General features: G+C 53.5%; 26 protein-coding genes. 9 read left to right on the top strand and 17 right to left on the bottom strand.

Annotation, left to right across the window (positions count from 1 at the left end):
• Positions 1-13 precede the first annotated feature (13 nt).
• Complete coding sequence (locus ABGA49_RS00615; protein ID WP_071890708.1) at positions 14-187, bottom strand: GhoT/OrtT family toxin; 174 nt, start codon at positions 185-187, stop codon at positions 14-16.
• A 173-nt stretch (positions 188-360) separates the two neighbouring features.
• Positions 361-609, bottom strand: coding sequence for a hypothetical protein (locus ABGA49_RS00610; RefSeq protein ID WP_245191420.1), 249 nt, complete (start codon positions 607-609; stop codon positions 361-363).
• Positions 610-917: 308 nt separating this feature from the next.
• On the opposite strand from ABGA49_RS00610, the gene ABGA49_RS00605 reads away from it, so the two are divergent.
• Positions 918-1355 (top strand): hypothetical protein, encoded by a 438-nt coding sequence (locus ABGA49_RS00605; RefSeq protein ID WP_061495995.1) that lies wholly within the window; start codon positions 918-920, stop codon positions 1353-1355.
• Between the two features lie 58 nt (positions 1356-1413).
• On the opposite strand, the gene ABGA49_RS00600 is transcribed toward ABGA49_RS00605, so the two are convergent.
• From ABGA49_RS00600 to ABGA49_RS00560, 9 genes are all read right to left on the bottom strand, one after another.
• The gene (locus ABGA49_RS00600) at positions 1414-1635 is read right to left on the bottom strand and encodes a hypothetical protein (RefSeq protein WP_347664958.1); all 222 of its coding nucleotides are present in this window, start codon (positions 1633-1635) and stop codon (positions 1414-1416) included.
• Positions 1636-1906: 271 nt separating this feature from the next.
• Positions 1907-3331, bottom strand: coding sequence for an aminobutyraldehyde dehydrogenase (gene patD / locus ABGA49_RS00595; RefSeq protein WP_061495998.1), 1425 nt, complete (start codon positions 3329-3331; stop codon positions 1907-1909).
• Between the two features lie 25 nt (positions 3332-3356).
• Positions 3357-4151 carry an ABC transporter permease gene (locus ABGA49_RS00590; RefSeq protein WP_061495999.1) on the bottom strand — a complete coding sequence of 265 codons (795 nt, stop codon included), beginning with the start codon at positions 4149-4151 and terminating at the stop codon, positions 3357-3359.
• Positions 4141-5076 carry an ABC transporter permease gene (locus ABGA49_RS00585; protein ID WP_134318148.1) on the bottom strand — a complete coding sequence of 312 codons (936 nt, stop codon included), beginning with the start codon at positions 5074-5076 and terminating at the stop codon, positions 4141-4143. The genes ABGA49_RS00590 and ABGA49_RS00585 overlap by 11 nt, the downstream gene beginning before the upstream one ends.
• Position 5077: 1 nt before the next feature.
• Positions 5078-6091: an ABC transporter ATP-binding protein gene (locus ABGA49_RS00580; RefSeq protein ID WP_061496002.1), complete on the bottom strand. Its 1014-nt coding sequence runs from the start codon at positions 6089-6091 to the stop codon at positions 5078-5080.
• A 17-nt stretch (positions 6092-6108) separates the two neighbouring features.
• The gene (gene ydcS, locus ABGA49_RS00575; protein WP_088237587.1) at positions 6109-7251 is read right to left on the bottom strand and encodes a putative ABC transporter substrate-binding protein YdcS; all 1143 of its coding nucleotides are present in this window, start codon (positions 7249-7251) and stop codon (positions 6109-6111) included.
• Between the two features lie 347 nt (positions 7252-7598).
• Positions 7599-9005, bottom strand: coding sequence for a PLP-dependent aminotransferase family protein (locus tag ABGA49_RS00570; protein WP_061496005.1), 1407 nt, complete (start codon positions 9003-9005; stop codon positions 7599-7601).
• Positions 9006-9089: 84 nt separating this feature from the next.
• The gene (locus ABGA49_RS00565; RefSeq protein WP_347664957.1) at positions 9090-10043 is read right to left on the bottom strand and encodes an HNH endonuclease; all 954 of its coding nucleotides are present in this window, start codon (positions 10041-10043) and stop codon (positions 9090-9092) included.
• Positions 10009-11721 carry an AAA family ATPase gene (locus tag ABGA49_RS00560; RefSeq protein ID WP_347664956.1) on the bottom strand — a complete coding sequence of 571 codons (1713 nt, stop codon included), beginning with the start codon at positions 11719-11721 and terminating at the stop codon, positions 10009-10011. The genes ABGA49_RS00565 and ABGA49_RS00560 overlap by 35 nt, the downstream gene beginning before the upstream one ends.
• Positions 11722-11997: 276 nt before the next feature.
• On the opposite strand from ABGA49_RS00560, the gene ABGA49_RS00555 reads away from it, so the two are divergent.
• The 4 genes from ABGA49_RS00555 to ABGA49_RS00540 all read left to right on the top strand — a co-directional run bounded on the left by ABGA49_RS00555 (position 11998) and on the right by ABGA49_RS00540 (position 15048).
• The gene (locus ABGA49_RS00555) at positions 11998-13335 is read left to right on the top strand and encodes a cytochrome ubiquinol oxidase subunit I (RefSeq protein WP_347664955.1); all 1338 of its coding nucleotides are present in this window, start codon (positions 11998-12000) and stop codon (positions 13333-13335) included.
• Positions 13335-14345, top strand: a complete 1011-nt coding sequence (cydB, locus tag ABGA49_RS00550; protein WP_134318145.1) for a cytochrome d ubiquinol oxidase subunit II — start codon at positions 13335-13337, stop codon at positions 14343-14345. Before ABGA49_RS00555 ends, cydB begins: the two co-directional genes overlap by 1 nt.
• Positions 14345-14473: a DUF2474 domain-containing protein gene (locus ABGA49_RS00545; RefSeq protein ID WP_071890023.1), complete on the top strand. Its 129-nt coding sequence runs from the start codon at positions 14345-14347 to the stop codon at positions 14471-14473. Before cydB ends, ABGA49_RS00545 begins: the two co-directional genes overlap by 1 nt.
• A 110-nt stretch (positions 14474-14583) precedes the next feature.
• Positions 14584-15048 carry a hypothetical protein gene (locus tag ABGA49_RS00540; protein ID WP_245191418.1) on the top strand — a complete coding sequence of 155 codons (465 nt, stop codon included), beginning with the start codon at positions 14584-14586 and terminating at the stop codon, positions 15046-15048.
• A gap of 53 nt (positions 15049-15101) precedes the next feature.
• Here ABGA49_RS00540 and ABGA49_RS00535 read toward each other — a convergent pair whose 3' ends face one another.
• Positions 15102-15782: a nitroreductase gene (locus tag ABGA49_RS00535; protein ID WP_061496017.1), complete on the bottom strand. Its 681-nt coding sequence runs from the start codon at positions 15780-15782 to the stop codon at positions 15102-15104.
• Between the two features lie 96 nt (positions 15783-15878).
• Between ABGA49_RS00535 and ABGA49_RS00530 the strand changes: the two genes are divergently transcribed.
• Complete coding sequence (locus ABGA49_RS00530; RefSeq protein WP_088237592.1) at positions 15879-16844, top strand: LysR family transcriptional regulator; 966 nt, start codon at positions 15879-15881, stop codon at positions 16842-16844.
• Between the two features lie 70 nt (positions 16845-16914).
• Positions 16915-17124 carry a hypothetical protein gene (locus ABGA49_RS00525; protein ID WP_061496020.1) on the top strand — a complete coding sequence of 70 codons (210 nt, stop codon included), beginning with the start codon at positions 16915-16917 and terminating at the stop codon, positions 17122-17124.
• A 30-nt stretch (positions 17125-17154) separates the two neighbouring features.
• Here the strand turns inward: ABGA49_RS00525 and ABGA49_RS00520 are convergent, their stop codons facing one another.
• Both ABGA49_RS00520 and ABGA49_RS00515 read right to left on the bottom strand, forming a co-directional pair.
• Positions 17155-19113, bottom strand: coding sequence for a U32 family peptidase (locus ABGA49_RS00520; RefSeq protein ID WP_061496023.1), 1959 nt, complete (start codon positions 19111-19113; stop codon positions 17155-17157).
• A 251-nt stretch (positions 19114-19364) separates the two neighbouring features.
• Positions 19365-19937, bottom strand: coding sequence for an XRE family transcriptional regulator (locus ABGA49_RS00515; protein ID WP_134318143.1), 573 nt, complete (start codon positions 19935-19937; stop codon positions 19365-19367).
• A 76-nt stretch (positions 19938-20013) separates the two neighbouring features.
• Between ABGA49_RS00515 and ABGA49_RS00510 the strand changes: the two genes are divergently transcribed.
• Positions 20014-21198, top strand: coding sequence for a benzoate/H(+) symporter BenE family transporter (locus ABGA49_RS00510; protein ID WP_347664954.1), 1185 nt, complete (start codon positions 20014-20016; stop codon positions 21196-21198).
• Here ABGA49_RS00510 and ABGA49_RS00505 read toward each other — a convergent pair.
• Positions 21175-22050 (bottom strand): AraC family transcriptional regulator, encoded by an 876-nt coding sequence (locus ABGA49_RS00505; RefSeq protein ID WP_347664953.1) that lies wholly within the window; start codon positions 22048-22050, stop codon positions 21175-21177. The genes ABGA49_RS00510 and ABGA49_RS00505 overlap by 24 nt on opposite strands.
• 173 nt (positions 22051-22223) lie before the next feature.
• Between ABGA49_RS00505 and ABGA49_RS00500 the strand changes: the two genes are divergently transcribed.
• On the top strand, positions 22224-23138 hold the full coding sequence (locus ABGA49_RS00500; protein ID WP_061496032.1) for a DMT family transporter: 915 nt from the start codon (positions 22224-22226) through the stop codon (positions 23136-23138).
• On the opposite strand, the gene ABGA49_RS00495 is transcribed toward ABGA49_RS00500, so the two are convergent.
• On the bottom strand, positions 23125-23793 hold the full coding sequence (locus tag ABGA49_RS00495; RefSeq protein WP_347664952.1) for a DUF3313 domain-containing protein: 669 nt from the start codon (positions 23791-23793) through the stop codon (positions 23125-23127). The two genes, ABGA49_RS00500 and ABGA49_RS00495, sit on opposite strands and share 14 nt — an antisense overlap.
• 100 nt (positions 23794-23893) lie before the next feature.
• Positions 23894-25489, bottom strand: a complete 1596-nt coding sequence (locus ABGA49_RS00490) for an ABC transporter substrate-binding protein (protein WP_347664951.1) — start codon at positions 25487-25489, stop codon at positions 23894-23896.
• Positions 25490-25523: the final 34 nt, after the last annotated feature.

The following is a 25523-nucleotide window of genomic DNA, read 5'->3' as shown; positions in this document are numbered from 1 at the left end:
CGTCACGCTTCACTCAGAAGAGGGAAAACAATAACGCCACCGGGAAACTCATCGGCCAGGTGGAACCCACCAAAAAAGCACTCAACAGACGAATGCGTTTCCGATCGTGGGAAAGAAACCAGGTAATAAATGCGCAAATCAGCGCCATAACACCGTAGAAAACCAACATTTTTTGATAGAGCGACATAGCAAACATTAACCAGGAAGTAACAAAACGTGCGCAATATGCTCTTTTTGTTGACATATATCAAGTTTAATTACTTATACCTGAAATTCATGGGCGCGTATTTTGATCTAACCCACTGATGGGCATAAAAAAGCCGGGTGTTCTGTTCACCCGGCTTGCCCGTAACGAACGGATCACCGCTGTCGTTCGCGCCACGTTTTAATCATCTCTTTCGTCACTTCGTCTGCATAGCAAATGGGTGAGTATCCCCCCGCTCTGCTCCATGCGCTGCGTTTACCGCAGGCGCTACCATTACGCGCCTGGTTATAAGGACACGCACAAGGGCCAGGGTAGTTGGCGATCGATTCGGCGATAATCTCTTTTTTAACCTGTGCGTCGGAAAGCGCCTGTGTTTTTGCCAGTCCTTCTGATGTCATCAGCATACTCACAGCCGCGATCACCCCGCACAACACTGCATTCCTGTTCATTATATGCATCCAGAGAAGGTATGAGTTTATACAGTAGTATTCACATAGTGAATAAGCATTGATTAAACGCAAATTATTCTGCGGGTTTTTACGGCGACGTAATCTATAAAAACAGAGAACATTGTCTGTGGAGAAAAATTTAATTTAAGGTAAAATTAAAATATAAACGATGATGTTGAATAGCACCCTGAAGTTTGGCGACGATCGCGTAACTCTGTTATTGTCTGGCAGCAAGTCATACTTCAGGAGAAAAAGGTAAGGTTATGCAGAAATACGACGATCTGTGGCAAGCCATAGAAGTTCGGGTACGTGAAAACAATGACATAACGTACAACGATGTGACCACTGACAGTCCACGGGCGCATGCAGCCCGCCAGCGCACTGCGCAGATATTTATTCTTGAATCGCTACTCGCGCGCCATCGGGAAAAATATGCCAGCAGTTTCGTGCCGCTCTCCGGCGAAGAAGCATTGTATCATTTGATTCACAAACGCACCGGCTGGAAACCCTTTGAAATAAAGCAACTCTCGTTTCTCGACGTCATGTTTGTACTGGCTGAACTCTTCCGCGATGAAAACTTACCTGCGGAAGTTCGCGCCGTGCTGCGTTCCCAGGGAATCAAAGACGAGCCACTGCCCACCTACGACTTTTCGGAGAAAGACTGGGCCCCTCGCGAAAATGAAGTCTTTTTGAAAAGATAAGCATGCGAATTATTATAAAAAGAAGGGCTCATCAGAGCCCTTCTTTTTTTATTGAATTTTAATTGAGCGGCGATGACATCACTTCGCCATGCAACATATTCTCGATGCGTGCGAAATAAAACTCTTCGCCTTCGCAATAATAGGTTTCGATAGGCATGGCGCCGCGTGTTGCATCGCCATTGGGCCCTTCCAGTGCCCACGGAATAGAAGTTTCACCGTCTGCAACCGTCAGAAACTCAGACGTCCCGCCCGGACCGAGCACGACCACTGTTTTACTCATAGGTATATTTCCCCTGCCTGATTTTTTTAAAAGCCAGACATTATCGAAGGCAGTAATGACTGCGATTTGTCGCGTTAATGACATTAATGTGACAGGGCAACGAAGATGTCTGAGTGCGGTATTATTTAAAAACTTATATTTTGCCATTCCGCTGGTGGCTGATGATGATTAAACCAGTTTCTTGCGCATAATAACAGCACGAAAACAGACTATGAGATATACCTCAAAAATATAAGGATTTGGCTGCCTTCCCTGGCAGCCGATAATTCTGTTAATGCTTGATCATAACGTGACGCACCACGGTGTAATCTTCCAGACCATACAGCGACATATCTTTGCCATAACCAGAAAGTTTTTGCCCACCGTGGGGCATTTCACTCACCAGCATAAAATGCGTATTGACCCAGGTGCAGCCATATTGCAGCCGCGCGCTGAGACGGTGCGCCCGCCCGACATCTTTCGTCCACACCGAAGACGCCAGGCCATACTGTGAGTCATTCGCCCAGCCCAGCACCTGCTCTTCGTTGTCGAACTCAGTCATGCTGACCACGGGCCCAAACACTTCGCGCTGCACAATCGCATCTTCCTGCTTCGCCCCCGCCAGCAGCGTCGGTTGGTAATAGTAGCCCGCGCCCTCGCCTTTATTGCCGCCGGTAATGACGCGGATATGGCTCAGTGCACGAGCGTCATCCACGGCTTTGCTCACCCGTGCAAGGTGTGCTGCGGAGCTAAGCGGCCCCAGCTCCGTTGAGGCATCCTCTGGCGCGCCCATTTTCAGACTGGCAACTGCGGCACCCAGCTTTTCCACCAGCGCGGCATAAATGCCTTTCTGCGCGTAGATACGGCACGCCGCAGTACAATCCTGCCCCGCGTTGTAAAAACCGAATGTCCGTACGCCTTCTACCACCGCATCCAGATCGGCATCATCAAACACAATAACCGGCGCTTTGCCGCCCAGCTCCATGTGCGTGCGCTTAATGGATGACGCGGTGTGCCCGATAATGTGTTCACCGGTCGCGATAGATCCCGTCAGCGACACCATGCGCACTTTTTCGTGGCCGGTTAACGGATCGCCAACGGTTTTCCCCCGACCAAACAGGACGTTCAGTACCCCCGCCGGGAAGATATCTTTTGCCAGCTCTGCCAGTTTCAGTGCGGTTAACGGGGTAATTTCCGATGGCTTGATCACCACACAGTTACCGGCCGCCAGCGCCGGAGCCAGCTTCCACGCCGCCATCATCAACGGGTAGTTCCACGGTGCAATCGACGCGACAACGCCAATCGGATCGCGACGGATCATCGACGTGTGCCCTTCCAGATATTCCCCTGCGGCTAACCCGTTCAGGCAGCGTGCCGCGCCAGCAAAAAAGCGGAACACATCCACCACAGCGGGCAGTTCATCGTTCAGCACACAATGAAAGGGTTTACCGCAGTTGAGGGACTCGAGGCGGGCAAAGGTATCGGCATTCTCTTCAATGACCTGCGCCAGTTGCAGCAAGCACTCCGCCCGTGCTTTTGGCGTGGTTTGCCCCCAACTGGCAAAGGCGCGGTCTGCCGCCTGCACCGCCGCATCGACCTGGGCTGGTGAGGCTTCTGCGATCTCCAGCAACACCTCGCCGGTGGCCGGGTTGTAGACAGCCTGTTTCTCACCTTCGCCGTTAACCAGTTCGCCATTGATAAACAATTGATGTTGCATAGTTCTGTCCTTTCAGCGTTGTCAGTTATTTGCCGGTTTCCGCATCACGGGTTAGCCACCAGGCGCCGAGAATAGGCACGGTGGTGACCAGCATCACCAGCAGCGCAACCACATTCGTGACCGGCACATCACGCGGGCGACCAAGCTGGTTAAGCAACCACAGTGGCAAGGTGCGCTCGTGGCCCGCGGTAAAGGTCGTGACGATGATTTCGTCAAACGACAACGCAAATGCCAGCATCCCCCCCGCCAGCAGCGCTGAACCGAGATTCGGCAGCACCACATAACGAAAGGTTTGCCAGGCATTTGCGCCTAAATCCATTGAGGCTTCCACCAGACTCCAGGAGGTGCGGCGGAAACGGGCGATGACGTTGTTAAATACCACCACCACGCAAAAGGTCGCATGCCCCACCACAATGGTAAAAAAGCCCGGCTCCAGATTGACCGTTTTAAAAGCGGTTAACAGCGCCAGCCCGGTAATGATGCCCGGCAGCGCAATGGGCAACAGCAGTAACAACGAGATGGCGCTCTTACCAAAAAAATCACTGCGCCATAAGGCCATTGCAGCAAGTGTGCCAAGAATCAATGCGATAACCGTCGCCAGGGCGGCAATTTGCAGTGACAGTGTGACTGCATCCAGGATGTCACCCCGCGCCGCCGCCACGCCGAACCAGCGCAGCGTAAAACCCTGCGGCGGGAAACTGAATGCCGCATCCTCAGTATTGAAAGCATAGATGGCGATAATCAAAAGCGGGAAATGGAGAAAGATAACGCCACCCCAGGTGGCGACTTTGAGCAAAAACGGTGCGCGGTCAGAGTGCATCAAAAGCTCCCAGGCGTTTGACAAACGCCAGATAAATAGCAATGAGCACGATTGGAACCAGCGTAAAGGCGGCGGCCATCGGCATATTGCCTATCGCTCCCTGTTGGGAATAGACCATGTTGCCAATAAAGTAGCCCGGTGGTCCCACCAATTGCGGAACGATAAAATCCCCCAAGGTCAGCGAGAAGGTAAATATCGATCCCGCCGCCACACCAGGGATCGCCAGCGGCAACACCACATAACGAAAGGTCTGGCGCGGATGCGCCCCCAGGTCCGCCGACGCCTGCAGCAGCGACGGCGGTAGCCGCTCCAGCGCGGCCTGAATCGGCAGGATCATAAACGGCAACCAGATATAGACGAACACCAAAAACCGCCCGAGGCCGGAGGTGGACAGCGTGTTGCCACCTACTGAAGGCAGCGCAAGAAGCGACGCCAGGACAGGCTCCAGCCCAAGGTGATTTAAAAACCACTGAGCAACGCCATCTTTCGCCAGCAATAGCGTCCAGGCGTAGGCTTTCACGATATAGCTCGCCCACATCGGCAACATCACCGCAATATAGAAAAAGGCTTTCCACTTTCCGCGACTGTAGCGCGCCATGTACCACGCCATCGGGAAGGCGAGGATCGCGCTTGCCACAGTAACCGAAACCGCCATCATCAGTGTGCGTACAATGATGTCGTAATTGGCCGGATTAAACAGTGCCAACAGATTCGCCAGAGTCAGATCCGGCGTGACCGACATTGTAAAATCGTCGAAAGTGTAAAAACCTTGCCACAGCAGGGTCAGTAGCGACCCCAGGTAAACAATGCCAAACCACATCAGGGGGCCAAGGAGTAACAGCAACAACCCGAGTAGCGGTTTACGCCAGAATAGCCCGCTAAGGCTGGCGCGGCGCGATGACCTGCCGGTGATGCTCATCTCCATCTCACCCCGCTCCTTGGAGTAGCACCATCGCGTCCCGCGACCACGCGGCCCGCACTGCTTTCCCCGGTGCCAGCGTCTCTGGTAATAACGCATCGGAGAGATTGGCCTGGCTGACCAGCAGCCTGACGCCATCGGGCAGCGCCAGTTCAAAGCGGGTTGACGCCCCCTGGTATTGCACTGCCTGTACGATTGCGTCAACTTCGATATCACCCGGCGCGTTCAGACGAATATGCTCCGGGCGTAGCGAGTACATGCCCTGCATACCGCACAGTTTCCCCGCCAGTGCCGCATCAAACACATTCGAGGTGCCGACAAAGCTGGCGACAAACGCCGTACGCGGACGCAGATAGAGTTCGCGCGGCGTGTCGACCTGTTCAATTTTGCCATTATTGAACACCGCCACCCGGTCAGACATCGACAGCGCTTCTCCCTGATCATGGGTCACGAAAATAAAGGTGATGCCCAGATCCTGCTGGAGTTTTTTCAGCTCCAGTTGCATCTGTTCGCGCAACTTGAGATCCAGTGCGCCCAGCGGTTCATCCAGCAGTAAGACCCGGGGTTCATTCACCAGGGCGCGGGCAATAGCCACACGCTGGCGCTGCCCGCCGGAGAGTTGCGAAGGTTTGCGACCGTGCGCGAAGCCAAGCGCCACCTTCTCCAGCGCCTCACGGGCGCGGGCGTGACGCTGTTTTTTCTCCATCCCTTTGACCATTAATCCGTAGGCAACATTGTCGAGGATCGACATATGCGGAAACAGCGCGTAATCCTGGAAAACGGTGTTCACATCCCGCTCCCACGGCGGCAGTTCGCTGGCTTCACGCCCAAAAATACGGATCGCCCCGCCGCTCAGTTGTTCAAAACCGGCAATCAGTCGCAGACAGGTGGTTTTGCCGGAGCCGGATGGCCCCAGCATCGAGAAAAATTCCCCATCGCGGACGGCAATGCTCACGCCGTCCACCGCCCGAATGTCGCCATACAGGCGGGAGACATCCTGAAACTCTACTGCATCAGTCATGCGTCGCTCCCGGCAGATTAGCGGCCGCCCATAATGGCGATGTAATCCTGCGTCCAGCGGCTATAAGGCACATATTTACCGCCTTCAGCCACCGGTGTTTTCCAGAAAGCGATTTTGTCGAAGAAACTGTAGCCGTTTGTTTCACAGCCGTTTTCGCCCAGCAAGGCACTGGCTTTACACCCTTGTGGCACCACCGGCAGTGAACCAAACCAGGCCGCCACATCCCCCTGGACTTTTGGCGTCAGCGACCAGTTCATCCATTTGTAGGCGCAGTTTGGGTGTTTCGCCTGTGCGTGCAGCATGGTGGTGTCGGCCCAGCCGGTTACCCCTTCTTTCGGGAACACGGTGGCGATGGGCTGATTCTCACCTTTCAGGGCATTGGCCTGATAAGGCCAGGCGCTGGAGGCCACAACGCCTTCATTTTTGAAGTCGCTCATTTGCACGGTGGTGTCATGCCAGTAACGGTGGATCAGGAGATGCTGATCGCGCAGCACTTTCAACACCGCCTGGTATTGCGCTTCTGTAAGCTGGTAGGGATCGCTGATGCCGAGCTGCGGTTGTGTGGCTTTCAGGAACAGCGCCGCATCGGCAATGTAGATGGGGCCATCGTAAGCCTGTACGCGGCCTTTGTTGCTTTTACCGTCGGGGAGATTTTGCTGCACAAAAACCACAGACCAGCTATCTGGCGGTGTCGGGAAGGTTTTGGTGTTGTACATCAGCAGGTTCGGGCCCCACTGATAGGGCGTGCCGTAAACCTTACCGTCCACATTGAACCACTGACCTTTCACCAGCTTCGGATCGAGGGTATTCCAGTTCGGGATAAGCGCCGTGTTAATCGGCTGCACACGCTTACCCATGATCAATCGCAGCGAGGCATCGCCGGAGGCGGTGACCAGGTCATAACCGCCTTTCGCCATCAGGCTGACCATCTCATCGGAGGTGGCGGCGGTTTTCACGTTCACCGCGCAGCCTGTGTCGCTTTCAAACTGGCTGACCCAGTCATATTGCTTATCCGTCTGGCCGCGCTCGATATAACCCGGCCAGGCAATAATATCCAGCCGCCCTTCTCCGGGTCCCACTTCCGTTGGCACGGCTGCGTGTGCAGTCATCACAGTGATACCCAGCGCACACAGGCTGCTGCGGGCAAATTTCTTGCTCATCGGTTTTACTCCTGTCGCAATGAAAAATGAGCGGCAGCCTTGCCGTAAATATATCTCCCTTACTAAAAATAGTCGGCGGCCTGACGGGCTGAACGTCGCCCATCAGAAATTTCGCCAGGATGTGACTGACTCCGCATTACGTTAATTATGAAAATAATAAGCCGCGGTCTTTTAGAGTATAGACAAGGGGTTAGCGATGGCACGTTAATCTGTGTTGCTATTCACATTTCCTATGAATACACACAACGAAAGCGCAGAAAATAATGACGACGTAACCTCTGTTTACGCCGTCGCTATTTTTAAAATGAGAATGGTGTCTTCAGAAAATAAGAACAACTTGCCGACGTTTATTTCAACATGTCGCGGATTAATTCCCCCAGGCGAACGACCGCGCGTTCTTCTTTATCGCCCCACGACCAGGCACAATTAAAGCGGAAAAACGATCGCCAGTTATCCGTGGTCGAAAACATTTTGCCCGGCGCAATACTGATATGGTGTGCCAGCGCTCGCTGGCTCAGAACGCCCGCATCCAGACCGGCGGGCAATTCGAGCCATAAAAAATAGCCGCTTTCGTTACGGTAAATTTTCACCTCTGGCGGTAAATGGCGCAGCAATGCCTGCCAGGCCAGATGTTTACGCTCCGCAAGTTGCCTGCGCAGGCGGCGCAGATGGGCGTCGTAATGGTGGGTAGAGAGATAGTCCACCAGTGCCAGTTGCAGCGGAGAACTGGTAGATAAGGTGCTCATCAGTTGCAGTTGCTGAATGCGCTTCGCATGGCGACCTGCCGCGACCCAGCCCACACGAAACCCCGCCACCAGGCATTTGGAAAACGAGGAGCAGTGCAGCGTTATCTCCTGTTTATCCCACGCTTTGGCAGGCAACGGCTGTTCACGGCCGTAATAGAGTTCGCTGTAAACATCATCTTCAATCAGCGTGACGTTATGCGCGGCCAGCAGCGCGACCAGTCGCGCTTTTTTTTCCGCGCTGAGGGTAAAACCCAACGGGTTCTGGCTGTTGGTCATCAGCCAGCATGCCTTGACCGGGTACTCTGTCAGCGCCTGCGCCAGCGCATCCAGATCAATGCCCTCTTTCACATCTGTTGGTACCGACAACGCTTTCAGTTTCAGGCGTTCCAGCGCCTGTAATGCGCCATAAAAGCACGGGCTTTCAATAATCACCCAGTCGCCTGGCTCCGTGACGGCTTGTAAGCTGAGATTCAGAGCCTCCAGCGCCCCGGCGGTAATCACGATTTCATCCGGCGAGACATTCATACCCTGGCGGGCATAGCGCCGGGCGATGGCATGACGAAGCTGACTGTTGCCCGGTGGCAGGTTCTCTATCACGCTCATGGCGGCAGCGCTTTTGCTTACTTTCGCCAGCGAGCGGTTAAGTTGCGGCATCGGAAACAGTTTGGGGTCCGGGAAGGCGGAGCCGAACGGCAACACGGAAGCGTCACAGCTTGCCTGTAACACGTCAAAAATATAGGTGTTGATATCCACCGCTTCATCGCGGGTCACTTTCATCTCCGGCGCGCGAGGCGTGCCCGGCGCGGGCGCAACGAAATACCCGGATTGCGGGCGAGCAATCACCCGCCCCTGACTTTCCAGCAACTGGTACGCATGGCCGACGGTCATAAAACTCAGCCCGCTGCTGGTGACCTGCTCACGCAGCGACGGCAGTTTCTCTCCCGGCCGCCAGACGCCCAGTTCAATCTGTTCACTGATTTGCTGCGCCAGGCGCTGGTATTTTTTCATATAACGGGAGCGTTCCTTTTCATATCAGTTATGAATATTACGACAAAAAACAGCGCCTGTTATAATTATGTTGCAAATAATCCTCTACAGCGGCACGTTTGCGGCCGCTCTGGCAACCGGCGCGATTGACGTCGCAGGCGGTGCGACCACCAGACTCTTGTAGTAATCCATCACCGCCGTATTGCGAATTAATGCCACGTAATAGGCTGAAGCCCAGTGCGGATAATCAGGTTCGGCAATGCGATCGGTCATCCCCACCGCCACCAGCGCGCTGTAGCGTTTGGCCCGGCAGTAGCCGTCCACATTGACCGGGTTATGGGTTTGATTGCCTTTCTCAATAAAATTTTTGAGATTGTTATGCTCTTGCTGACAATATTCCCGGATACGCTCAGCAATACGTAAACTATCGATATGCAATTTAATGCGTCTGCGATTTTCCTCCGACGTGTCAGGAGGAACAGTGAATGTCGGATCACCTATTACCGTGACCGTATCCGGCTCAATACGCCTTAATGAGAGTTGAATGACAAAGCGTGTCCCTTCAAGGAGAGCGGAATAAAAGGGATGAATAAAAAAGCATCGCCTTTCATCGTCTGAGTAATAGCGTTTGCTTTTAATTCGCGCACAATATATGCATTGCGGAACTAAGTTATCGGGATAAATGGAAAACTCAGGCCAGTCACTTTCAGGGATAAAATGATCCAGCGTGTTAGGTTTTTCCGGGTAGCCACAATAAGGGCATTCAGAAAGGTCATTATTATTACGACGGCGCGTTAACTCAGCACCCAGGTTTGCAGGTGCAAAATTGTAAAAATGGTTTAATAACTCTTTTTCAGGCCCAAAATCATCGCCATTCTTGAAAATACTGTTCGCTGGCCTGACTGTGTACCTTTGAATAATACGATCATACTGAGGGTAGCGAACACGTAAACGTGCAGAAATAGCAAGCAACTGTGGAACTTTATCTTTGTCAGAATCCAGCGCCAGCGCTAACCAACTGTCATCATTCGGGATCCGCATATGGCTCAGTGCTTTCATCCCTGTCCCCCAACGTATAATGTGAATTATCCAGCTTGCTGAAAAGATATTGTTGTCCGTCTGAACCCAATTTCGGGAACAATATTCTTATTGCTTCTTCAGCAGAGTCATATTTCCTGATTTGCGCATCGATCTCTTCTTCAAACGGCTTGCTGCTGAAGTAATCGTTAAATGCTTCGCCAATGATCTGCTCAATAGACGCGGCAAAGGTTTCGCTTTGCGGTTGCATCACGCGTGTCGAATGCTGTGACGCGTTTCCTTCCTGCAAAATGGTGACGCGGTTTTTATGTATTTCTCGTACCATCAGCGCTGAGTGGGTGGCAATCACTGCATAGGAACGCGTTTCACGCAGCAGGGTTTTTAGCATCTTGATCAGGCCAATTTCCAGTTCCGGGTGCAGGTAAAGCTCCGGCTCATCAATCAGCACCAGGCTCTCATCCTCAATGTGGGCGATAAGCGGCGGTATCATATAGGCGTACATTAGCTGGCCTGAGCTCATGGCTTTTTCGTCGCCATTGCGAATAAAAGACAAGCCTGCTTTTAGATTGATGGCATCAAAGTCGATATCGTCGTTCGGATCAACGATGATCTGAAACCCATTTTTGTCGGTTAAGGCAATATGATCAAAGGAGAGCGCCCGGCGAAGGGTCTGCGTCAGCAGTGTAAACCGGGAGGTCTCTTTGAGTTTTGCAGAGACTTTTTCATGCTCAAGTATTTTTTGCAGCGCAATCACCGACTGCGCTTTTGGCCACTCGGTATCAAATACCCGTTGCGGGTTGCGAAAACCGATATAGGTATACGCGTCGAGCATTTTTATACGCCGGGCTTCTTCTTCTGACGAGCGAATCTGGATGGGTTCTAATTTTTCAATCTCATCGAGAATTTCTTCACGATGAGGGAAATTTTCAAAGGGGCTGAAAGCGGCGACAATGAGTTTGAGGAATTTACCATTGTTGGTTTTGTCTAATGAGATCCCGGCGATGCTATTGATGATTTCTTTCAACACCAGGGTCTTACCAAGCCCGTTTTTACCGATAATAATATTAATGTTATCGGTCAGCTCGCCACTGCGTCGGCGGCTGAAAGAAAATTTAACCGGTTCGAATGTCTCAGGTAGATCCAGTTCTTCTATTGTCAGGTCTTGATGGGCTAACTCGATAGCGCCAGGCGCAGCGATACTCACCCCTTTTGTTAATAAAGTTTCCGCTGTCGTTTTATTGCGCAGAAAGGCATTTTTATAACCGTTCCATGTTTTGAAGCCTGTTTCACTATGGAACAGAGCGTAATAGCTGGCGTCGCATAAATTATTCAATAGCACCAGCGGTTCAAGACGATACTCCATTCTCAAGAAATTCAGCATCTTGTAATAATCAATCTCATTGCCTAGCGAGATGATATTATCGATGCGCATAAACCTTGATATATCATACAACCCTGAACGCACAATCTCGCCGTGCTCAGTAAAATAACTCGCGGTATTCATCCGGCTGCGACATAAAAATCGCGCCATACCAATATATTCTGTCTCTTGGCGACGACTGTGATAATGAACTGCAAACATCATCTCAAAGCCGAAATCATTCCACTGTGCGCTGTGGTTAGTGACGATATTATCCGGTACCAAATACAAACCCTCTGGCCCGTCAATCGCGAGTGAATTGCAAAAATAAACCTTCAACGTCCATCTCCTTCCGGTGAGAAGTCAGGCTTAACGGTTATGATCCATTCATAACCCGGTAAAATCTTAGAAGAGAATAAATCTAACACAGAGACATTTTGGCTACCACGCCACACGCCCTACCCGTATTGGCACTGAAACAGCGTAGCTATATCAGATGCCACTAAACAGCATTATCAGAGCAACTGTTATGGAAAAATTTCCCTAATCTGTTTCTGCAAGTTCAGGCTCGCGCTCATTAACATAATCACCACAACGTTTGATTTGGGGTTGTGCATGTTTGGTTTAGACGCGTTTCACCTGGCGAGAATACAGTTCGCCTTCACGGTTTCTTTTCACATTATTTTCCCGGCGATCACCATCGGTCTCGCCAGCTTTCTGGCGGTGCTTGAAGGGCTGTGGCTGAAAACCCGCAACCCGGACTGGTGTACGCTCTATCACTTCTGGTCGAAAATCTTTGCCGTTAACTTCGGAATGGGCGTGGTTTCCGGGCTGGTGATGGCATACCAGTTTGGCACCAACTGGAGCGGTTTTTCCCAGTTTGCCGGCAGCATTACCGGACCACTGCTCACTTACGAGGTGCTGACGGCGTTTTTCCTTGAAGCGGGTTTTCTGGGCGTAATGCTGTTTGGTTGGAATAAAGTTGGACCGGGTCTTCACTACTTTGCCACCTGCATGGTGGCGCTCGGCACGCTGATGTCTACCTTCTGGATCCTGGCGTCTAACAGTTGGATGCATACACCGCAAGGGTTTGTGATTGAAAACGGCCAGGTTGTGCCGGTCGACTGGCTAAAGGTGATCTTTAACCCCTCGTTCCCGTATCGTCTGCTGCATATGACCATTGCGGCATTTCTCAGTAGCGCCCTGTTTGTCGGCGCTTCCGCTGCCTGGCATTTACTGCGCGGTAACGACACCCCCGCCATGCGAAAAATGTTCTCCATGGCGATGTGGATGGCGCTGATCGTCGCCCCGATTCAGGCGATGGTTGGCGATATGCACGGACTCAACACGCTGGAACATCAACCGGCAAAAATCGCCGCCATCGAAGGCCACTGGGAAAACCCGCCCGGTGAAGCCACCCCGCTGCTGTTGTTTGGCTTGCCGGATATGGCGCAGGAACGCACACGTTACGCACTGGCGATCCCGGCGCTGGGCAGCGTGATCCTCACCCACAGCCTGGACAAGCAGGTTCCGGCGCTGAAAGAGTTTCCTGAAGAAGATCGCCCTTACGCGCCGCTGGTGTTCTGGTCATTCCGCGTGATGGTCGGGCTGGGCGTGCTGATGATTGCGCTGGGCGTTGGCGCGCTGTGGTTGCGCTACAAACAGCGTTTGTACCAGTCTCGCCCATTTTTGCATTTTGCCTTGTGGATGGGGCCCGCTGGCTTGATCGCCATTCTCGCCGGGTGGGTGACCACTGAGGTTGGCAGACAACCGTGGGTCGTGTCCGGTTTGTTGCGTACGGCAGATGCGGTTTCGGCACATGGCGACCTGCACATGAGCCTCAGCCTGCTGGCGTTTTTTATTGTCTACTGTTCGGTTTTTGGCGTCGGCTACAGCTATATGGTGCGCCTGATCACCCACGGCCCGCAGGCGTGGCATAAGGAGAGTCACTAATGGGTATCGATCTGTCGTTAATCTGGTTCGTCATTATTGTCTTCGCCACCTTGATGTACATCGTGATGGACGGTTTTGATCTCGGTATTGGCATTCTCTTTCCGCTGACGCGTGATGCCGATGAGCGGGATGTGATGGTCAACAGCGTTGCACCGGTCTGGGATGGCAATGAGACCTGGCTGGTGCTGGGTGGCGCGGGATTGTTCGGCGCATTTCCGCTGGCTTATGCGGTGATTGTGGATGCGCTGACCATTCCGCTAACGCTGATGCTGCTGGGGCTGATTTTCCGCGGCGTGGCGTTTGAATTCCGCTTTAAAGCCACGCCTGCACATCGACCGTTCTGGGATAAAGCTTTTTTGTCGGGCTCACTGCTTGCTACGTTTGCCCAGGGCGTAGTGGTTGGAGCGGTCATTAATGGCTTTTCCGTCACCGGGCGCAGTTACAGCGGCGGTGCGCTGGACTGGTTAACACCTTTCACCCTGTTTTGCGGCGTGGGCCTGGTGATCGCCTATGCCTTGCTGGGGGCAAGCTGGCTGGTGATGAAAAGCAATGGCCCGTTACAGGAAAAAATGCGTCATGCATCGAAGCGTTTATTGCTGGCGCTGCTGGCGGTTATTGCTGTTATCAGCCTGTGGACGCCGTTGACACATGCGGCGATTGCCGATCGCTGGTTTAGTCTGCCAAACCTCTACTTCTTCTCACCGGTACCGCTGTTGGTGGTAGCGCTGAGTCTTTGGTTATGGCGTAGCCTCAGCAATCCGGATTACCACACCTTGCCTTTTGTACAGACACTGGGGTTGATTTTCCTTGGTTTTAGCGGCCTTGGCATCAGTATCTGGCCACACATTATTCCGCCAGATATCACCCTATGGCAGGCGGCAGCACCCGCGCAGAGCCAGGGCTTTATGCTGGTCGGCGCGCTGCTGATCATTCCAATTATTCTGATTTACACGTTGTGGAGCTACTACGTGTTCCGCGGCAAAGTGCAACCTGGCGAGGGGTATCACTGATGAAACAAACCTTCCTGAACCGCTTGATTTGGATGCTATTAATCTGGGGTGGCAGTGTTATGGCGCTGTTCGCGGTCAGTATGGTTTTCCGGCTCCTGATGTCGGCGGCGGGGTTTAAATCACACTGACAATTACGAAGCAACGATGATCCCGGCTAGAAATAGCCGGGATCATTCACTACGCTTTTTTGTTATCTGATTTTGATTAGAGCCGCGCTTTTTCATGCAGTTAGGGAGAGATGATGATTAACCTTGTTCAGACGCCTTACGATCTCAACTCGGGCTATCCGATTGTTCGTCGCACGCTGGAAGACAAAAAGAAACTGGTCCGGCATGAGGGGTTTGGCCCGGAATCGTGCTGCGCGACCATTGAATACACGCTGCGCGGTAACGCCCGCTATGCGTTTGGTAATAGCCAGATGCAGGTCGAAATGCCACCAAATATCTACGCGCACAACTGGGTGAAACTGCACGGAGAAATGGCCGCGCTGATGGCGGCGATCCGGCGTATTGAACGCGCTGACAGCACCAACATCGTTCTGCCAATCACCAGTGCTTACATTGAACTGCGGCCTTGTGAAGCCAATTGTCTGCCAGCACTGCAAAACATCCTTCCCGACAACATCACCGTCTACTTCTCTTTTCTGCATCCCACACAAGTTGATCAATGGAAACAGAGCGCTCGCGCACTTTGTGCTGCTTGATCCCAGACAGAGACGCTAATGTTCGCGATTAGCGTCTCTGTAAACCTGCTGTTTTACCCGTGCATCACCACACTCTGTTCGACAGGAATACGCGGCATACGGACTTGCGCCGAAGGCGCGGTCGTATCGGCATAACCAAACGAGATGCCGAATAACAGGCGATAGTCGCTGGAAACACCCAATTCCTTTCTGATCATATCGGCGTGAAAGCCGAGCAGGGTTTGCGGGATCCCGGCAAAACCGCGCGCAGTGAGCGAAAGTAAAAAACTCTGCGCATACATACCGATGTCCGAGGCCACACGGATGTTATCGCCAAACGATGGCATAAACAGAAACGCGGCGTGCGGCGCATTAAAAAACTGATAGTTACGTAAGTAAGCTTCTTTGCGGCGGATTTTATCGTCGCGGGCAATGCCGAGTGCCTCATAGTAAATGCGTGCCTGCTCATGGGCACGATCGAAATACTCCCCGTGAAAATCCTCATAGGAGAAGCTGAAATCCGGCGTCTGGACCCCCGCCAGATCGTTCGCGGTCATCAGTTTTCCCAGCCGCGTTTTCGTCTCTCCGGAAACCACATGCACGTGCCACGGCTGCGTGTTGCAGTTTGACGGTGAATATTGCGCATCCTGCAATACCGCGCGGATTTGCGCATCACTGAGCGGGGTGGGTAAAAACGCGCGGACGGAAGAACGCTGGCGAACGGTTTCATCAAATGCCAAAACTGTGTGATTCATCATACTCTCCGGTGCTTATCGTTCGCGTAGCTTAGCGATGAATTCTGTGCGTAAAAACACTACAATGCGCTATAGACCATTGCAGATTACGCAAAAATGAAATCACTCAGCCAGATTAGCGCCCGTTCGATGCACCTGTTTCTCGCCATTGTGCGTGAAGGGAATTTGTCGGAAGTGGCACGTAACGAAGGTCTTGCCGCGTCGTCGCTTTCACGTGTTGTTCAGCAACTGGAAGAGGCGCTGGAAACGCAATTGCTGTATCGCAACACGCGCGCGGTCATTGCCACCGATGCGGGTCATATCTATGCCGATGCTTTTCGTACCATGCTTCAGCAACTTGCCGATGCGCAAATACAGGTTGGCGAAAGGCGCGACCAACCCGGCGGCCGCATTCGCATTAACGCGCCGATATCCTTTGGCTTGCGGCATATTGGGCCGCGTATCAGTGAATTGAGTGAGCGTTACCCGGCACTGAACATTGAACTCAACCTGAATGATGACTACATCGACCCGTTTGCCGATGGGACGGATCTGCTGTTACGCATCGCCTCTTTGAAAGATTCAGAACTTCACGGCCGGCTGATCGCCAGCCAGCGTTGTCACCTGGTGGCCACACCCGCTTATCTTCGTCGTTTTGGACGACCAGAATCCCCGGAAGCGTTACAACAGCATCGGTTGCTGGCCTATCGTGGGAAAACGGGTCTGCAGCGCTGGCGTTTTCATACCGGTGAGCAGCACTATCAGTTTTCACCACAGGCAAAAATCGTCTCCGACAATGCCGAATTGTTACTCCAGGCAGCGAACAATGACGCCGGGATCCTGCTTTACCCGGACTGGCAGGTGGGTGAAATGCTGAATCGCGGTGAGTTGGTTGATCTGTTGCCGGAATTTTCACCGACCTACTCCGCGGCAGAACAATCGCTGTGGCTGCTTTATCCTGGCGGGAGATACCCGTCGCTCAATACCCGCACAGTGATTGATTTCTTACTGGCGAGTTTCGGTTCGCCGCCCTACTGGCGCTATCAAACGCCCTCTGCCTGGCATACTCCCACAGGGGGTTAACTCCATCATTCCTTCACTTTTTTGGCGTCAAATTCACGGCGACGCAATACAGAGTGAGAAAGGAAGTCGTATGAAAAAGATTGCACGCGTGTCTGCCATCCTGGCGGTGAGCGTCTCTTCGATGGTGTTTGCCGCAGACCATGAACCATTGCCGCCGGAAAACGCCCCGGGCCAGCAACACCACAAAGCAGAGAAAAAACCGCTGCCGCCGAAACATAAACCGGCGAAGCCGCCAAAGCGTGACGAGAAGAAACCGCCAATGCCGGAAGATCCGCGTTAAGCAAAACGGGTGGCTAAGCCACCCGTTCTTTTAGCGGTTTTTCGGCAGTGTTTTCAGCAACTCATCAGGGCTTATCGACGCCACCACGCTGCCGGAGAGCGGCATTTTCAGTATGTGGTTTTTAATCTTGCCCACCACGTGCATTTCGCACGGGCGGCAGTCAAATTTCAGCGTCAGCACTTCATCACCGTGGATCAACTGCATTGGCGTCGCGCGCCAGCTCTTGATGTTCCCTTTCGCCTGTTTCGGGCACAGGTTAAAGGCAAAACGCAGGCAATGCTTCGTGATCATCACCGGTACATCGCCCTTCTCTTCATGGGCTTCAAACGCAGCATCGATGAGCTGAACGCCGTAGCGATGATAAAACTCACGCGCCTTGTGGTTGTAAACGTTCGCCAGGAAAGAGAGGTGGGTTTCCGGGTAAACAGGCGCGGGTGTCGCCACGGGTTTACGGCTGCCGCGCTGGTAACTCGCCAGGCGCGCCTCTTCCAGCATCTCCACCGTTTCACGGCGCAGTTGATTGAGCAGACTGTTAGGCACAAATAACGCGCCTGGCAGGTTGACCGCTACCGTTTGTGCGTAATAGCGGGTTTGCCCCAGTTTACTCAGGCCCTCTTTCAGGTTTTCCCGCGCTTTTTCTGCATTATTGGCTTCGTCGAACTGCCCCTCCAGCGTATGCGTTACGCTTACGCCATCTTCGCTGGTCAGCGTCAGAATCAGTTGCTCCTGCCAGCCGCCAAGCTCAATATCCACACCAATACGCCGCTCGCTGGACGTTTTGAGTAGCGCCTGCTGCCAGTTATGATCGAGGTTACGGTTCAGCGGATGGTGCGGACGCAGGGTTTTCAGCAGTTCCGGCATTTCATTCGGGAAGACGCGATAGCGATTATCTCCCGTCTTTTCGGCTACATTGACGCGAAACCCGACCACTTCGCGTTTCACCAGCACGTTCAGGCCATCGCCATTCGCCAGCGGCTCGGTCACCGCCACATCGAGGTGATCTTTGCCCACTTTCAGCACTTCACCCACCGGCAGACCGATAAACTTCGGCGAATCAAATGCACCGATATCGCCTTTACGCGCATTAACGAAGTAGTCCGTACTACCGCGATGGAAGGTTTTGTCGGTCGACGGAACAAAGAAGTGCTCGGTACGCCCGGCGGATGCCCGCGCCAGGTCACCGCGATCGGCAATGATCGCATCGAGCATCTGGCGATAATGCGCGGTGATGTTCTTCACGTAGCTCATATCTTTGTAGCGCCCTTCAATTTTGAAGGAGCGCACGCCCGCGTCGATAAGCGCTGCCAGGTTGGCGGTCTGGTCGTTATCTTTCATCGACAGCAGATGTTTTTCATACGCTACCACGCGCCCCTGATCATCTTTCAGAGTGTAGGGCAAACGGCACGCCTGTGAGCAATCGCCGCGGTTGGCGCTGCGTCCGGTTTGCGCATGAGAAATGTTGCACTGCCCGGAATAGGCCACGCATAACGCACCGTGAATAAAGAACTCAATGGTTGCATCCGTTGCGCTGTGAATGGCGCGGATTTGCTCGAGGTTGAGTTCGCGCGCCAGTACGATCTGGCTGAAGCCGACATCGGAAAGAAATTTGGCTTTCTCAACGCTGCGAATATCGCACTGGGTACTGGCATGCAGCTCAATGGGCGGAATATCCAGCTCCAGCACCCCCATGTCCTGCACGATCAACGCATCAACGCCTGCCTGATAAAGGTCACCAATCAATTTCTGCGCCGGTTCCAGCTCGTCATCATGAAGAATGGTATTCAGCGTAATAAAGACTTTTGCACCGTAGCGATGTGCAAACGGCACCAGATCGGCAATGTCACGCAGGCTGTTTCCGGCGTTATGGCGGGCGCCAAAACCGGGACCGCCAATATAGACAGCGTCCGCGCCGTGAAGGATTGCCTCACGGGCGATAGCGGCATCGCGGGCCGGGCTTAACAGTTCAAGGTGATGGGGGTGCAGGCGCATACAATCGTCGTTATCCATTATGTGCAAAATGGCGGCTATTGTAGTCACAAGCGGGCCGTTTCACCACCTGCGACCGGGGGAATTTGCGTACGCTGGCAATGCAATGTTGAAATTGCTATTTCCGCTGCGTTTTGCTGAACAGTAAAGTGGTGACTCGGACACGCCTTGTCACGTTGTGTACCCGTGATAGTTCAGGTTGCAGGTGCATTACTGGCTGCCTGTCCCCTGCGTTATTTTGGGTCGTCTGAATGTTAATCGTCGTCGTTATTTGCCGCAGGCTTGCTTGCGGCTTTTTCTTTTGGATAGTGGATCAGCGACTGGAAATGCACCGTCTGCAATGTGCTATTGCGATAAGCGTGCGCCTCATCACCGGCAAAACGTATCCCCCTGCCAGCGGTTAATGTCTTCCACTGCCCGCTAATACACATATCCAGCGCGCCGCTAAGAACAACCACATGCTCAATCACCCCTTTCTCGTGCGGAGTGGACTCGCTTAACGCACCCGGTGCCAGGGTAATCGAGAACATGTCGAAATGCAGTTGTTCATCCCACGGGAAAATGGGAGTGACCACCATCGCCTGGCTTTCGGGATCGTACGCCAGCGGCGTTTCCCCTTCCGGCGGGGCAATAAAGGTCGAGAACGGCACATTCAGGCCAGTGGCGATCTTCCATAAGGTCGACACCGTCGGGCTGGATTCGCTGCGCTCAATCTGCCCAAGCATCGCTTTTGACACGCCTGTTTCTTCTGCTAAACGAGAAAGGCTCCAGCCGCGGTCCTGGCGTAAATTTTTTAGCGTTGCCGCCAGATAAAGCGTGAGATCCATGACTCCTCCTGATGACTTGTGCGCTATAACGCTCGATGATAAATTAGTCGGATGCTATAACGCACAAGGAAACCTTATGCGCCTTACCACTCTGCCCTTTAACACGTCCATCCCCTTTACCAGCGTGCTGGCGGGGTTCGTTGCCGTACTGGTGGGCTACGCCAGCTCTGCCGCCATTATCTGGCAGGCTGCTTCTGCCGCCGGTGCCACACCCGGGCAGATTGCCGGTTGGATGACCGCACTTGGCCTTGGCATGGGCGTCAGTACACTGGCATTAACACTGTGGTACCGTGTGCCTGTGCTGACCGCCTGGTCAACGCCCGGCGCGGCGCTTCTCGCCACCAGTTTGCAGGGTGTTTCCCTGAACGAGGCCGTTGGCGTATTTATCTTCGCCAATGGGCTAATTGTGGTGTGCGGTGTGACCGGGTTATTTGCCAGGCTTATGAAAGTCATTCCTCATACGCTGGCGGCAGCCATGCTGGCGGGGATTCTACTCCGTTTTGGCCTGCAGGCATTTAGCAATCTGGGGGACCATTTTGCATTGTGCGGCAGTATGCTACTGGCCTGGCTTGTCTGTAAAGCCCTCGCGCCGCGCTATGCTATTGTTGCAACATTAATGATTGGCGCACTGGTGGCAATCGTTAGTGGTGACGTTGTCACGCAGAGTATTTCACTTGCCATCGTCACGCCAACGTTTATCGCGCCCGCATTCAACGGGACCACGCTGCTGAGCATCGGTATTCCGTTTTTTCTCGCAACCATGGCATCGCAGAATGCCCCCGGCTTCGCCACCATGCAGGCCGCTGGTTACCGTGTTCCGGTGTCGCCCTTGATCATCTTTACCGGTGCGCTGGCGCTGCTGCTGTCCCCGTTCGGGGTCTATTCTATTTGCATTGCCGCCATTACCGCCGCCATTTGTCAAAGTCCGGATGCCCACCCGGATGCGGGTAAACGCTGGCTGGCCGCTGCTGCTGCTGGGGTTTTCTATGTACTGGCGGGTATGTTTGGCGGTGCGATTACCGCTGTTCTGGCCGCATTGCCGCTAAGCTGGATCCAGACGCTGGCCGGACTGGCGTTACTGGGGACCATTAGCGGTAGCCTGCAGCAGGCGCTGGCGAAAGAGAGCGATCGTGATGCTGCCATTGTCACCTTCCTGGTGACCGCCAGCGGCGTCACATTGTTAGGGATCGGTTCAGCATTCTGGGGATTAGCGATCGGAGGTGTGTGCTACGGCGTATTAACGCTGGCGCGCCGCACGTAATTGCGAAGGCGTGAACCCCGTCGCGGCTTTAAACCGGTTGCTAAAGTGACTGGCGGAGTTAAACCCACAGGCTAGCGCAATGGCGGTCAACGGCTGGTCACTACTGGTTAACAGCGTTTTGGCATGCATCATTCGGCGCTGCATGACGAACTGATGCGGCGCAACCCCCATCGACTGGCGGAACATGCGCGCAAAGTGATATTCGCTGAGAGCAGCCTGTGCCGCCAGATCCGACAACAGCAACGGTTGCGACAAGTGCGCATCGATATACTCCAGCACCGTGCGCAGCGCGACCGGCGCTAAGCCGCCCGTAACCGTCGGCAATTGCCACTGCACATTGCTGTAGTGCTGCACCAGGTGCGTCAGGAGCAGCGTTGAGGCGGTGCTCAGCGTTAGCTGGTTGGCGTTTTGTTGCCAGTCGCAGTCCAGCAGAAACTGGCGATAAAGCGTGGTGATACGTGGATCCTGGGCAAAGGTTTTTTCGTCCAGGGTGAAGGTGGCCGGGCTGCGATCCCACACCCGTTCACCGACCTCACGCAAATGTTCATCGGTGCAGTAGAGATGCACAAAGGAGAGGTCGTCGCGAATATCCCATACCGATTCGCTCTCTTTCGGCATCAGACAAAACCGGTCCGGTCCCCCGCCATTTTTCCAGCCGTATGCGGTTTTGTGATAGCTCTCGTAGCCATCGGCGATATACAGGCTGAGGGTATGGTGATCGCAATATTGCGTGATGTTATCGCGTTTATTTGACCACGCCGCCAGCTGGATCCCAGAGTGAAGCGACACCGAGTTGTGCAGCACGGCGTTGTGTTTACGCAGGTTTTCAAAAGCGTCGTAATGGTCAGACATTCACAGAAATTATCTAATAGTAACCAGGTAGTCAGTCTATAAATAGCGGACAGCGGATACCAGCATTGTGCAAACAAAAGCGCAAGAATATGCAAGTCTGCGGCAAATCCGTGCAAGCCCGCGCCTCCCTTTCTTGCCACACTCAGCGTTCGTTTTATCGATAGGGAATCAACATGAACGCATTGCTTTATGGCCTGGTGGTGGTGATTTGGGGGACAACCTGGATTGCGATTTTTTTACAACAGGGGCCGGTGCCCGCGCCGGTGTCAATTTTCTGGCGCTTCGCGCTGGCCACCGCTGCCATGATGCTGATACTGGCCGTTCGCGGCAAGCTGCGCGCCCTGCCGCTCCGCGATCACCTGTTTTGCCTGCTGCAAGGTTGCTGCGTGTTTGGCTTTAACTTCTGGTGTTTTTATACTGCTGCTGCATGGATCAATACCGGGCTGGAGTCGGTGATCTTCTCCATGGCGGTACTGTTTAACGCGGTAAACAGCTTCCTGTTTTTTGGTCAGAAACCCCCGGCGCGCTTTTTTGTCGCCGCCCTGCTGGGGTTAACGGGTATCGTGACGCTATTCTGGCAGGATCTGGTTGCCAGCGGTTGGAACAGTACACTGTTGATGGGCATTGCCCTTTCGGCGCTGGGCACGCTGGGTTTTTCGTTTGGCAATATGATAAGCCTGCGCCATCAGCGCAAAGGGTTGCAGACCATGACCACCAATAGCTGGGCCATGCTGTACGGGACGCTGATCATGGGGATGATTGCCCTGTTGCGCGGCGATGATTTTTCCCCGCAGTGGACGGTCAGCTACCTGGGCGCACTGGTCTATCTGGCGTTGTTCGGTTCGGTTGTCGCCTTTGGTGCCTACTTTACGCTGGTCGGCAGAATCGGCCCCGGCAAAGCCGCCTACAGTACGCTGCTGTTTCCTCTGGTTGCGCTGACCATTTCGACTTTCTATGAAGGCTATGTCTGGCATATCAATGGCATTGCCGGCCTGCTGTTGATTCTGACCGGCAATCTGGTGATGTTTGCCCGCCCGGAAAGCTGGCTGAGCGGGCGTCTGCTGCGGCGAAAAGCTAACGTTTGCTGATATCAAACAGGGTGGCGTCGGTCGCCATACCATCAATGACCTGTTTCATGGCATCGACAGTGACCGGCGCATTTTCATTACTGAGATCTTTCCCCTCGCCTTCACGCACCACTTTCAGCACCGGGGCGTTCGTTTGTGCATCTATCAGTTCGCCTTCAAAATAGAGGTGTGTATTCATGGTGCGATGACCTGTCGCCATCTGCGTGCCCGCGACCACCATTGCCACCGGCACCACTTCATAGAACTGCAATCCCTGTTTGCTGGCGTCCACACCGGTTATTGCACCGCGGAAGATCAGGCTATGCTGGCCCGGCGAGGTCACCAACGGTTTTCGCGCCGCGGCTGCGGCTTTCAATTTCGTGTTGGTATAAGTGAGCACACCATCAAGCACCTGTTGAGTGATCTGTTTGGTCGGTTTTGCCACCGGGTAGTATGTCACCGGATGGTAAACAATCGAGTCATATTTCGCCGGATCAAAACCTGGCGCGACCCAGCGCAGCACGGGTTTTCCGGTCGCCGAGGTTGTTTCCTGTAACCCAGAGTAGTCTTTTAAAAAACCGGAGTACTTCTCCGGTTGTGTCACTTTTGACGCGCAGCCTGACAACACCAGCAGGCCAGTAATAGCGGCAACGCTAATTAACGCATGAGTACGCATAGGCATGTCCCTTGAGTGCAGAATTGCCATTAAGTTATAGCAAACGAAGGGGCACTACGCCGGAGGGAAAAGGCCGCCCGGGAAACCAGGCGGCGGCGGTTTATTTTTTCAGATCGACCGGCCAGAAAATATGTTTACCGAACGGATCGATTTCATACCCCTGCACCTCTTTACGTACCGGTTCAAAAATCGTCGAATGGGCAATCATTACCGCAGGCATCTGATCGTGCATCATCTGCTGCGCCTGTTTATACAGCGCGACGCGCTTATCATGATCGGTCGTGGCTTTAGCTTCTGCTATAATCTTGTCAAACGGCTGATAGCACCATTTTGCCGAGTTAGAGCCACCGTTGGCGGAAGTACAGGTAAATAACGGGCCGAAGAAGTTATCCGGGTCGCCGGTTGCGGTGGTCCAGCCCATTAAAGCCGCCTGATGCTCACCACTCTTCACACGTTTCAGGTATTCACCCCATTCGTAAGTGACGATTTTCGCCTGAATGCCCACTTTTGCCCAGTCCGCCTGGATCATCTCGGCCATGCGTTTGGCATTCGGGTTGTAGGGGCGCTGCACCGGCATTGCCCACAGGTCGATGGTGGTTCCAGGCGCGACGCCGGCCTCTTTCAGCAACGCTTTGGCTTTCTCCGGATCGTAGTCGTAATCTTTTAACGTGCTGTCAGCGCTCCAGACGCCGGGCGGCAACAGGTTTTTCGCCGCAGTACCCGTACCCTGAAACACAGCCTGAATAATGGCCGGTTTGTTGATTGCCATGGCCAACGCCTGCCGTACTTTCACATTATCCAGCGGCGCTTTTTGCGTATTGAACGCGAGGAAGCCGGTATTCAGCCCGGCTTTGCTCATCAGCGTGATCGCGTTGTTCTCTTTCAGCCGTGGCAGATCTGCCGGGTTCGGGAAAGGCATCACTTGGCACTCATTCTTTTCCAGTTTTGCCACGCGTACGGAAGCATCCGGGGTGATACTAAAAACCAGTCGATCGATTTTCGCTTTACCCTGCCAGTAGTCATCAAACGCGGTGAACAAAATGCGCGAATCTTTCTGGTACTGCGCCAGGCGGAACGGCCCGGTGCCTATCGGATCACTATCCGCCCGTTCCGGTGTGCCGGCTTTCAGCATCGCGTCGGCATACTCCGCCGACAGAATCGAGGCGAAATACCAGCCCAGGTCAGCAACAAACGGCGCTTCCGGGTGAGCGAGGGTAAAGCGTACCGTATTGTCGTCGACTTTATCGATGGCGGTGATCAGGCTGCCGAATTCCAGACTTTCAAAGTTTGAGTAGGTGCCGTTAGAGACATTGTGATAGGGATTATGCGGATCTTTCTGGCGCATAAACGAAAAGATGACATCGTCCGCGTTAAAATCCCGCGTTGGCGTGAAATATTTATTGCTTTGAAACTTCACCCCTTTGCGCAAGTGAAAGGTATAGATTTTGCCATCTTCACTGACCTCCCAGCGTTCTGCCAGACTCGGTTGCAACTCGGTAGTGCCGACTTTAAAGTCCACCAGTCGGTTATAGACAGGCACGGCGCTGGCATCGACGCTGGTGCCGGAGGTATAGAGTTGCGGGTTGAAATTTTCCGGTGAACCTTCTGAACAATAGACCAGTGTTTTTGCCGCCACAGTAGAACTCACTGTCAGCGCGGCCAACACCAGAGCAAGTGTTGTCGGTTTGCTAATCATAGTTTTTCCTGTTGTTTTATTGTAAATGCTTGTT

The sequence above is a fragment of the Kosakonia sp. WA-90 genome, assembly GCF_039871955.1.
Lineage (GTDB): Bacteria > Pseudomonadota > Gammaproteobacteria > Enterobacterales > Enterobacteriaceae > Kosakonia > Kosakonia oryzendophytica.
Note: the sequence above shows the minus strand (reverse complement) of the source record. Positions and strands in the feature narration are given on the sequence as shown.

Excerpts from the sequence above, each read along its gene's own strand:
- ABGA49_RS00615 (WP_071890708.1), bottom strand. The coding sequence starts at position 187 with ATGTCGCTCTATCAAAAAATGTTGGTTTTCTACGGTGTTATGGCGCTG.
- ABGA49_RS00610 (WP_245191420.1), bottom strand. The coding sequence starts at position 609 with ATGCTGATGACATCAGAAGGACTGGCAAAAACACAGGCGCTTTCCGAC.
- ABGA49_RS00605 (WP_061495995.1), top strand. The coding sequence starts at position 918 with ATGCAGAAATACGACGATCTGTGGCAAGCCATAGAAGTTCGGGTACGT.
- ABGA49_RS00600 (WP_347664958.1), bottom strand. The coding sequence starts at position 1,635 with ATGAGTAAAACAGTGGTCGTGCTCGGTCCGGGCGGGACGTCTGAGTTT.
- patD (WP_061495998.1), bottom strand. The coding sequence starts at position 3,331 with ATGCAACATCAATTGTTTATCAATGGCGAACTGGTTAACGGCGAAGGT.
- ABGA49_RS00590 (WP_061495999.1), bottom strand. The coding sequence starts at position 4,151 with ATGCACTCTGACCGCGCACCGTTTTTGCTCAAAGTCGCCACCTGGGGT.
- ABGA49_RS00585 (WP_134318148.1), bottom strand. The coding sequence starts at position 5,076 with ATGGAGATGAGCATCACCGGCAGGTCATCGCGCCGCGCCAGCCTTAGC.
- ABGA49_RS00580 (WP_061496002.1), bottom strand. The coding sequence starts at position 6,091 with ATGACTGATGCAGTAGAGTTTCAGGATGTCTCCCGCCTGTATGGCGAC.
- ydcS (WP_088237587.1), bottom strand. The coding sequence starts at position 7,251 with ATGAGCAAGAAATTTGCCCGCAGCAGCCTGTGTGCGCTGGGTATCACT.
- ABGA49_RS00570 (WP_061496005.1), bottom strand. The coding sequence starts at position 9,005 with ATGAAAAAATACCAGCGCCTGGCGCAGCAAATCAGTGAACAGATTGAA.
- ABGA49_RS00565 (WP_347664957.1), bottom strand. The coding sequence starts at position 10,043 with ATGAAAGCACTGAGCCATATGCGGATCCCGAATGATGACAGTTGGTTA.
- ABGA49_RS00555 (WP_347664955.1), top strand. The coding sequence starts at position 11,998 with ATGTTTGGTTTAGACGCGTTTCACCTGGCGAGAATACAGTTCGCCTTC.
- cydB (WP_134318145.1), top strand. The coding sequence starts at position 13,335 with ATGGGTATCGATCTGTCGTTAATCTGGTTCGTCATTATTGTCTTCGCC.
- ABGA49_RS00545 (WP_071890023.1), top strand. The coding sequence starts at position 14,345 with ATGAAACAAACCTTCCTGAACCGCTTGATTTGGATGCTATTAATCTGG.
- ABGA49_RS00540 (WP_245191418.1), top strand. The coding sequence starts at position 14,584 with ATGATGATTAACCTTGTTCAGACGCCTTACGATCTCAACTCGGGCTAT.
- ABGA49_RS00535 (WP_061496017.1), bottom strand. The coding sequence starts at position 15,782 with ATGAATCACACAGTTTTGGCATTTGATGAAACCGTTCGCCAGCGTTCT.
- ABGA49_RS00530 (WP_088237592.1), top strand. The coding sequence starts at position 15,879 with ATGAAATCACTCAGCCAGATTAGCGCCCGTTCGATGCACCTGTTTCTC.
- ABGA49_RS00525 (WP_061496020.1), top strand. The coding sequence starts at position 16,915 with ATGAAAAAGATTGCACGCGTGTCTGCCATCCTGGCGGTGAGCGTCTCT.
- ABGA49_RS00520 (WP_061496023.1), bottom strand. The coding sequence starts at position 19,113 with ATGCGCCTGCACCCCCATCACCTTGAACTGTTAAGCCCGGCCCGCGAT.
- ABGA49_RS00515 (WP_134318143.1), bottom strand. The coding sequence starts at position 19,937 with ATGGATCTCACGCTTTATCTGGCGGCAACGCTAAAAAATTTACGCCAG.
- ABGA49_RS00510 (WP_347664954.1), top strand. The coding sequence starts at position 20,014 with ATGCGCCTTACCACTCTGCCCTTTAACACGTCCATCCCCTTTACCAGC.
- ABGA49_RS00505 (WP_347664953.1), bottom strand. The coding sequence starts at position 22,050 with ATGTCTGACCATTACGACGCTTTTGAAAACCTGCGTAAACACAACGCC.
- ABGA49_RS00500 (WP_061496032.1), top strand. The coding sequence starts at position 22,224 with ATGAACGCATTGCTTTATGGCCTGGTGGTGGTGATTTGGGGGACAACC.
- ABGA49_RS00495 (WP_347664952.1), bottom strand. The coding sequence starts at position 23,793 with ATGCGTACTCATGCGTTAATTAGCGTTGCCGCTATTACTGGCCTGCTG.
- ABGA49_RS00490 (WP_347664951.1), bottom strand. The coding sequence starts at position 25,489 with ATGATTAGCAAACCGACAACACTTGCTCTGGTGTTGGCCGCGCTGACA.